This window comes from Streptomyces niphimycinicus (assembly GCF_018883605.1).
GTDB lineage: Bacteria > Actinomycetota > Actinomycetes > Streptomycetales > Streptomycetaceae > Streptomyces > Streptomyces niphimycinicus.
On record NZ_JAHLEM010000495.1, the window covers coordinates 1 to 7,773 of the forward strand.

Here is a 7,773-nt window from a genome sequence, read left to right on the forward strand (position 1 = left end):
AGGGGAAAACAACGATATGCGGCTCCGCCGTGTCGTAGCCCCGGCTCGCACCGGCACCCCGTCGTGGCTCACCAGCCGGCCGGATCCCGCCCATCCACCGCGAACACCGTCCCATCCGGCCCCGTCGCGAACACCTTCCCGTCCGCCGCCACCGGCGCAGGCATCAGATCCAGAAAGCCACGCCCGGCCGCGCCCCCGCGTGACCCGCGCGATCCGCGGGTCTCGCCGATCACCTCGCCCCGCTCGGCGTCCACGGCCAGCAGCCTGCCGTCAGCCGCCGAGAAGTACAGCCGTCCGTCCGCCGCCACCAGCGGCGACGCGTTGGCCACCGAGGTCTCCAGGCGCCAGAGCCGCGCCCGCGCCCGCGCCGCACCCTCGCGCCCGGTGTCGACGGCCACCAACCCGCCGTCCGCGCCCAGCACATACACCCGGTCGCCGCTGGTGACGGCACTGGTCGCGGACACCGGCGCGGACAGCGCGACCCGCCGAGCCTTGCGTCGCTCCGGGTCGTAGCGGACGACGGCGGTGGTACGGGTCTGGGTGTCCGTCTCGGTCAGCAGCAGCACCCCGCCCGGGCCGCTCCCGGCCGGGGTGAGGTTGCCGCTGAGCGAGGCATGCCAGCGCGTGTCACCGCGCACCGTGTCCACCGCCGTGACCAGCGTGTGCGCGCCATCGCCCGCGGCGGTCACGGCGTACGCCGTGCGGCCGTCGCCGTACGAGAAGAAGGCGGGCCGGGCGTGGCCGGGCAGCCGATGGCTCCAACGCTCCTTGTTCGTCGCGCCGTTCACCGCCGTGACCGTGCCGTCCGGCGCGGTCAGCAGCACGGTGTCGCCCGAGGAGTAGACGCCGCCGTCGTAACGGGACACCTCGCGGCTCCAGCGGACGTCGTGGGTCGTGGGGTCGAGCGCCCGCAGCCGCCCGCCGTCCGGCGACACCGTCTGCACCAGACCGCCGGAGAACACGGGAGCGGAGAGCGCCTCGCCATCACCGGGGCCCCCGGCCGCGGACGGCCGCGACCAGACCACCCGGCCGTCGTCCGGATCGACCCGGGCAGCGTCGACACCGCGCCGAGTGCAGTACAGCGCGCCCGCTCCGTACGAGCAGAACGCGGGCCGCGCCCCCGAGCCCGCGGACTTTCCGACGTCCAGCCCCGTCTTCCAGGGGCGCCACGCCTCCGCGGTCGCCGCGCTGTTCCGCGGCTGTCGGCCATCGGAGGCGTCCGCGCCGCCGAACGGGCGCAGCGTGACGACCGTGCCCGCGCCCAGCAGCACGAGGGCCGCGAGCCCGGACAGGGCCCACCGCCGGATCCCCCGGCGCCGCGCCACCGGCCCATCGGCCACGGGCTGGCCCATCACCGGCCCACCCGCCACCGGCAAACCCGCCACCGACTCGGGCTCAGCCGCGCCCCGTTCCGGCTCGGCCTGCACGCCCTCCTTGAGCCGGGGCGCGGCCTCGGAGGCCGCCTTCACATGCGTATCCGTACCGCCCCCGACCGGCTCCCCGCCCCCGACCTGCTCCCCGCGCCCGCCCCCCGGCAGGGAATGCGGCCCCGGCGTCCGCTGCTGCGGCACCAGCGGGAAGGGGCTGCGGGACACCGGCGGATGAGGGCCGCGGACGGCGCGCAGGACCGTCATCAGGGCGTCGGGCGTGGGGCGGTCCTCGGGGTTCTTGGCCAGACACCGCTGGATCAGCGGCAGCAGCTCATCCGGCACCCCCGCCAGATCCGCCTCGTCGTGCACCACCTGGTACGCCACGATGTACGGGCTCTCGGACTCGAACGGCCCCCGCCCGGTGGCCGCGTGCACCAGCAGCGAGCCCAGCGCGAACACATCCGCCGCCGGGCCCACCGCACGCGGCCGCTGGAACTGCTCCGGCGCCATGAACGGCGGAGTGCCGATCAACTGCCCTGTCTCGGTGCGCAGTTCGCTGTCGGACGGTCGCGAGATGCCGAAGTCGATGACCTTCGGGCCGTCCGCCGCGAGCAGCACATTGCTCGGCTTGAGATCGCGGTGCACCACGCCCACCCGATGGATGTCCCGCAGCGCCTCCGCGAGCCCCGCGGCCAGTTGCACCGTCTCGTCCGGCGCCAACGGGCCGCTCCGCTTGACGTGTTCGGCGATGGTCGGGCCGGGGATGTAGAGGGTGGCCATCCAGGGCCTCGGCCCCTCCGGGTCGGCATCCACCACGGGCGCCGTGAACGCGCCGCTGACCCGCCGGGCGGCCGCCACCTCCTGCCGGAACCGCGCCCGGAACTCGGGGTCTTCGGCATACGCGGCATGGACGACCTTCACCGCGAGACGCCGTCCCGAGGGCGAGCGGGCCAGATGGACCACGCCCATGCCACCCGATCCGAGGTGTGCCTCGAGCCGGTATTGCCCGGCGTATTCCGGATCCTCCGCTTCCGGCCCCGTCCCGGCTCTGTGCACCGGCGGCATGCCCCACCCCCGTGAATTCGGCCGCATTCGCGACTCGGCGAGCCTAGTCGATGACACGTGCGAGCCTTGTTAGCCTCCGCATGTCGTGTCACTTCACACGACATGTGCACAACTTCGGAAAGAAGTTCAACGGGGGAGGGGCCGTCATGGCCATTGAAGAGACCGCGGAAACCGTCGCCACCACCGACACCGCGAACGGCACGGAAGCAGCCGACGTCACGGCCACCGCCGGAGCGATCACCTATCCGACCGCGCCCGGCTACCAGGTGAACGTCCGCAGCGGGCCCGGCACCAACCACAGAGTCGTCAAGGTGCTGCCGTACAACACCCGTGTCCCCATCCGCTGCCAGCGGCACGGCGAGAAGGTCTCCGGACCGTATGGCACCACGGACATCTGGGACAGCATCGCCCCGGGCCAGTACGTGTCCGACGCCTATGTGAGGACCGGCAGCGACGGCTTCGTCACCGTGCCCTGCGGCTGATCTGACGCACGGCCGGAGCGCAGCCGGCCCCCGGAGCCGCGAGGGCGGCGCCGGGGGCCGGACGACGGAAGGGGGCGTGTCCCCTCAGGCGTTCGTTACGCCGGGATCCGCTCCTCGAGGGCGGCGTCCCGCTTGACCACCGCGTTGTGCCGCTCGGTCCAGGTGGCCAGCGCCATCTCACAGGCGTGGTCCACATGGCGCAGCCCGGTCAGGTCGAGCTCGATCTCCCGCTCACGGGGCAGCCCCTCCAGCTCGTCCAGCAGCTTGGGCAGCCGCAGGAAGGTCGCGTGACCGCGCACCCGAACGTGCAGCGGCTTGTCGTCGGCACCGGCACCGTCGCCGTCCTCGAGCCCGCTGACCTCGACATGCACATGCGAGGTCTCCCAGGCGGTCTTGGCCACGGCCATCAGCAGACCGATGATCACGCCCTCGAACATATTGGTGATCACGATCGCGCCGGCGGTGACGACCAGGATGATCGCCTCACCGCGGTGGGACCGCCACAGCGGCACCAGGTCCTTGGTCGGGATGAGCTTCCAGCCCGAGTACACCAGCACACCGGCGAGGGTCGCGACCGGGATGATGCCCAGGGCCGAGGGGAAGAGCACCGCGAAGATCAGCAGCCACGCACCGTGCAGCACCCGCGACGCCTTGGTCTTGGCGCCGGCCTGCACATTGGCCGCGCTCCGCACGATCACCGCGGTCATCGGCAGGGCGCCGAGGACGCCGCACACCGCGTTGCCCGCGCCCTGCGCCATCAGCTCCTTGTCGTAGTCGGTGCGCGGACCGTCGTGCAGCCGGTCCACGGCCGCGGCGCTGAACAGGCTCTCGGCCGAGGCGATCAGCGTGAAGGCGAGCACGGTGCCGATGACGCCCACCTCGGCGAGCGCCTGGAACTCACTGCCGCCGGGCGGCTGGATGGCGTCCAGCAGACCCTTGACCTCGACTCGCGCGATCGGCAGGTCGAAGATCGCGGTCGAGGCCGTGGCGAGCGCGACGGCCGCCAGCGGCGCGGGCAGCACCTTGGCACCCTGGCGGAAACGCGGCCACAGCACCAGGACCGCGATGGTGCCGACGCCCACGGCGAGCGCCTTCAGGGCGTCCCCGGAACCGGCCACATCCCCGATGAGCTCCGGAATGCCGAAGATCTTGTCGAGCCCGCTGGTCGGCGCCTTGGCGTCGGCGAGCGCATAGAGCTGTCCGGCGATCAGCACCAGGCCGATGCCCGCGAGCATGCCCTGCACCACGGCGACGGAGATCGCCCGGAACCAGCGGCCGAGGCCGAGCGCGCCCATGGCGAGCTGTAGCAGTCCGGAGATCAGGACGAGGACGCCGAGTGCGGCGACGCCGTATTGCTCCACGGCCTCGTACACCAGCACGGTCAGACCCGCGGCCGGGCCGGAGACCTGAAGGCTGCTGCCCGGCAGGAGACCGGTGACCAGCCCGCCGACGATGCCGGTGATCAGGCCGAGCTCGGCCGGAACACCCGAGGCCACCGCCACCCCCACGCACAGGGGCACGGCGACGAGGAAGACGACGAGAGAAGCGGTGAAGTCGGCGCGGAATGCCTTGGCGCCTGATGAGCCTGAGGTGCCTCCGGCACCACGGAAACGGTCAAGGAGAGAGTTTCGCATGAGGGCTGCCTCCAGTGCGCCCCGTCACCGGCTCATGGGCAGGCGGGGGCACGGCATAGCGCTACGTCAGTGGGATCGATGGAATCGGTCGCTGGCGGTTGAGATCGCTTGCTGTGAGAAGCGTGAAAAGCGTTGAAACGGTGCGAGATGAACCGCCGGGCTACGGCGGTGTAGCTCTCAGCAGCGGAAGATCTGGAGGATGACGGGCAGTTCGCCCGATCTCGACACCGGAACGGCTCGCCGTTCGGTGATCGATGTGGAGATAGCGGTACGCGGCACCGGAACACCGGTATCGCAACCGCACACACATCCGTATTTGCCGCTCGGTGTGGGAGCGGTCAGCGGGGCCCGTCCACGGAGCCCCTTGCAATCTTCTGTTCCGTGGTCGCCGTGCGCGGAGGTCGATGATTCCGTGACCGGCCGCGGATCGGCTGAAGCGGTGACGCTGCTCGTCTCGGGATGGATGACCTGCGCGGACGCGCAATCAGCAGCGATGAAGAGGGCAAGCAACACGGCTACCGCCGTTACCAGTACGTGAGCGGTATGCCGAATGCTCCTCACCATCGCCCCCTTCCCGTACGTATAGACACCGACCCCCATTGTCTCCATGAGACCGTGACCATTTGCAAGTCGATATGTAACCGACTTGTGAACTCGGAGTCATCGAACAGGACTGGTGGGTTCCGGGCGCCCCCATAGGCGCTGGCGCAAAGCGGCCCGCTGGTCACGCCGGATGGCGCGAAAATTTAATTCATCGAACGACGAATAAGTAATTCATAAGAGCAGCAGGGAATGCGCCACCCGTGGGAAGATGGCCGAGAACACACAGGCAGCACAGCATGACCCGCTCAGGTTTGAGGAGAGCCGCACTATGACGGAGAAGGTCGCCGTGCTCGGCACGGGAAAGATCGGTGAAGCCCTTCTCAGCGGAATGATCCGAGGTGGCTGGTCGCCGTCCGACCTCCTGGTCACGGCCCGCCGCCCCGAGCGCGCCGAGGAGCTCCGCTCGCGCCATGGCGTCGAGGCCGTCTCCAACACCGAGGCCGCCAAGTCCGCCGACACGCTCATCCTCACCGTCAAACCGCAGGACATGGGCACCCTGCTCGATGAGCTGGCCCCGCACGTCCCCGCCGACCGGCTGGTCATCTCCGGCGCCGCCGGCATCCCGACCTCCTTCTTCGAGGCGCGCCTGGCCACCGGCACCCCGGTCGTCCGCGTGATGACCAACACCCCCGCGCTGGTCGACGAGGCCATGTCCGTCATCTCGGCGGGCAGCCACGCCACCGAGGAGCACCTGGTCCACACCGAGGCGATCTTCGGCGGCGTCGGCAAGACGCTGCGCGTCCCCGAGTCCCAGCAGGACGCCGCGACCGCCCTCTCCGGCTCCGGCCCGGCCTACTTCTACTTCCTCGTCGAGGCCATGACCGACGCGGGGATCCTGCTGGGCCTGCCCCGCGACAAGGCCCATGACCTGATCGTCCAGGCGGCCATCGGCGCCGCGGTGATGCTGCGCGACAGCGATCAGCACCCGGTCAAGCTGCGCGAGGCCGTGACCTCCCCGGCGGGCACCACGATCAACGCCATCCGAGAGCTGGAGAGCCACGGGGTGCGCGCCGCGCTGATCGCCGCGCTGGAGGCGGCCCGCGACCGCAGCCGCGAGCTCGCCTCCGGCAACGGCTGACAACGGCCGGCCGCTTCGGTCAGGCGGGCGGCAGCAGCCCGACCGCCGCATACGCCTCGTCCACCCGGGGCCGGGCCACCCCGCGCGCCCGCTCGGCCCCGGCCCGCAGCACCCCGTCCACATAAGAGGGGTCGGCGCACAGCTCCGCGTGCCGGGCCTGAAGCGGCCGCAGCAGCTCCAGCACCGCCTCCGCCGTGGCCCCCTTCAGCGCCCCGTACGAGCTGAACTCCCCGGCCAGCACCTCCGGCTTGCCATCGGTGCACGAGGCGAGCACATCCAGCAGATTGGCCACCCCCGGTTGCTCCGTCCGGTCGTACCGCACCTCGGTTCCGCTGTCCGTGACGGCCCGCATGATCTTCTTCCGCACCACGTCCGGCTCATCGAGCAGATAGACGATGCCCGCCGTCTCCGCATGCGACTTCCCCATCTTCGAGGTGGGGTCCTGTAGATCCATCACCCGCGCCGAGACCCGCGGATGGGTGGCCCGGGGCACGGTGAAGACCGGTCCGTACCGCTGGTTGAACCGCTGCGCCAGATCCCGGGCCAGCTCGACATGTTGCGTCTGGTCCTCGCCGACGGGCACCTCATGCGTGCCGTAGACGAGGATGTCGGCCGCCATCAGCGCCGGATAGGTGAGCAGCGACAGCCGTACGCTCCGCCCTCTCGCCCCTTCCCGCGCGGCCTTCTCCTTGTACTGGATCATCCGCCGCATCTCGCCGTCGGTGGCCGTGCACTCCATGAGATAGGACAGCCGTGCGTGCTCATCCACCTGACTCTGGACGAACAGGGTGCACTGCTCGGGGTCGAGGCCCGAGGCCAGCAGCAGCGTGGCGGCCTGCCGGGTGAGCCGCCGCACCCGTGCCGGATCGTGCTCCACCGTGAGCGCGTGCAGATCGACGACGCAGAACAGCGCGTCGGCACGGTGCTGGTCCTGCTGAACCCACCCGCGTACGGCCCCGAGGTAGTTGCCGAGGGTCAGATGCCCGGTCGGTTTGATCCCACTGAAGATCCGGCGCCGTGCGGTCTTCGTTTCCGTCATCTCTCTGCCATCTCCCGCTGTATCGGGACCGCCGACCCGGCCGGCCGGGCTTCGCGGGGAGTGGAGATACGCGAACGGCCGCCGGAGCGGCGGCCGTGGTTGCGCATGTGTGGATAGAGGCGGCCGCCGTCAGGCGGCCCACCACCGTGGGTGTACACATGCGCTCGTCATGCCCTAGACGGTACGCCCTGACGGGGCGTCCGGCCATGAGTTTGATGGTCCTCGGGGCGTCGTGTACTGTTCACCGAGTTGCCACGGAGCCCTGCGGGGAAACGCGGCAGCCACTCGAGCCGCACCGGCGGCAAACCACTTCTGTACGGCCCCTCATCGGGATGGATTTCGGCATGCCGGAATTCGGATCGGGAAGCTCGATTATGAGCTTCCGGGGGAATCCGCTAAAGTAGTGATCACGCCGGAAGGCGCGAAAGACCCCGCTCCAGCAGGGGGCCGGAAACGGAATTCGGACCGGAAACGGAACGGAAAACGGATCTGGTAAGGTTGG

Annotated in this window: 6 protein-coding genes; 3 read left to right on the forward strand and 3 right to left on the reverse strand. The window is 70.5% G+C overall.

All coding sequences use genetic code 11. The annotated features are described in order from the left end of the window. Positions 1 to 68: 68 nt before the first annotated feature. Positions 69 to 2,435, reverse strand: coding sequence for a serine/threonine-protein kinase (locus KN815_RS34070; protein WP_216345709.1), 2,367 nt, complete (start codon positions 2,433 to 2,435; stop codon positions 69 to 71). Between the two features lie 146 nt (positions 2,436 to 2,581). On the opposite strand from KN815_RS34070, the gene KN815_RS34075 reads away from it, so the two are divergent. Then, a complete protein-coding gene (locus KN815_RS34075) occupies positions 2,582 to 2,917 on the forward strand; it encodes an SH3 domain-containing protein (protein ID WP_216345710.1) in 336 nt (111 codons plus the stop codon). A 95-nt stretch (positions 2,918 to 3,012) separates the two neighbouring features. Here KN815_RS34075 and KN815_RS34080 read toward each other — a convergent pair whose 3' ends face one another. Further along, positions 3,013 to 4,551, reverse strand: coding sequence for a SulP family inorganic anion transporter (locus tag KN815_RS34080; protein WP_216345711.1), 1,539 nt, complete (start codon positions 4,549 to 4,551; stop codon positions 3,013 to 3,015). Between the two features lie 199 nt (positions 4,552 to 4,750). Here KN815_RS34080 and KN815_RS34085 point away from each other — a divergent pair, with 199 nt between their 5' ends. Both KN815_RS34085 and proC read left to right on the forward strand, forming a co-directional pair. Further along, the gene (locus KN815_RS34085) at positions 4,751 to 5,089 is read left to right on the forward strand and encodes a hypothetical protein (protein ID WP_216345712.1); all 339 of its coding nucleotides are present in this window, start codon (positions 4,751 to 4,753) and stop codon (positions 5,087 to 5,089) included. 333 nt (positions 5,090 to 5,422) lie between these two features. Then, positions 5,423 to 6,232, forward strand: coding sequence for a pyrroline-5-carboxylate reductase (gene proC / locus KN815_RS34090; protein WP_216345713.1), 810 nt, complete (start codon positions 5,423 to 5,425; stop codon positions 6,230 to 6,232). A 19-nt stretch (positions 6,233 to 6,251) separates the two neighbouring features. Here proC and trpS read toward each other — a convergent pair whose 3' ends face one another. Beyond that, positions 6,252 to 7,271 carry a tryptophan--tRNA ligase gene (gene trpS / locus KN815_RS34095; RefSeq protein WP_216345714.1) on the reverse strand — a complete coding sequence of 340 codons (1,020 nt, stop codon included), beginning with the start codon at positions 7,269 to 7,271 and terminating at the stop codon, positions 6,252 to 6,254. Positions 7,272 to 7,773: the final 502 nt, after the last annotated feature.

Coding starts and splice junctions, on each gene's coding strand:
- KN815_RS34070 (WP_216345709.1), bottom strand. CDS start 2,435: ATGCCGCCGGTGCACAGAGCCGGGACGGGGCCGGAAGCGGAGGATCCG.
- KN815_RS34075 (WP_216345710.1), top strand. CDS start 2,582: ATGGCCATTGAAGAGACCGCGGAAACCGTCGCCACCACCGACACCGCG.
- KN815_RS34080 (WP_216345711.1), bottom strand. CDS start 4,551: ATGCGAAACTCTCTCCTTGACCGTTTCCGTGGTGCCGGAGGCACCTCA.
- KN815_RS34085 (WP_216345712.1), top strand. CDS start 4,751: ATGACGGGCAGTTCGCCCGATCTCGACACCGGAACGGCTCGCCGTTCG.
- proC (WP_216345713.1), top strand. CDS start 5,423: ATGACGGAGAAGGTCGCCGTGCTCGGCACGGGAAAGATCGGTGAAGCC.
- trpS (WP_216345714.1), bottom strand. CDS start 7,271: ATGACGGAAACGAAGACCGCACGGCGCCGGATCTTCAGTGGGATCAAA.